The organism is Gilvimarinus sp. 1_MG-2023 (genome assembly GCF_030548285.1).
Map to the genome: position 1 here is coordinate 1 of NZ_JAUOSC010001232.1, position 258 is coordinate 258.

The 258-nt window shown below is 54.3% G+C and carries 1 protein-coding gene; it reads right to left on the reverse strand.

The features are described from left to right. A partial coding sequence (locus tag Q4563_RS20795; RefSeq protein ID WP_303605868.1) for an efflux RND transporter permease subunit occupies positions 1 to 258 on the reverse strand: 258 nt, incomplete at both ends.

The following is a 258-nucleotide window of genomic DNA, read 5'->3' on the forward strand; positions in this document are numbered from 1 at the left end:
CCCCGCCAGTGAGACAAACCCCACCATACTTGGCATCGACAGGTCATGCCCCATCAGCAGGTGCCCGATGATGACACCAATCAGCGCCATGGGAATCGAGACCATCACGATCAGAGGTTCGATATAGCTGCGAAACTGCAGACTCAACAGAATAAAAACGCCGCACAGTCCCAGCAATAATCCTGTTTTGAGGGAGTCCTGGGTAACAGCACTGCGTTGCAGCTCACCCTGAACAGACAGCTGCAGGCCGGGATATTC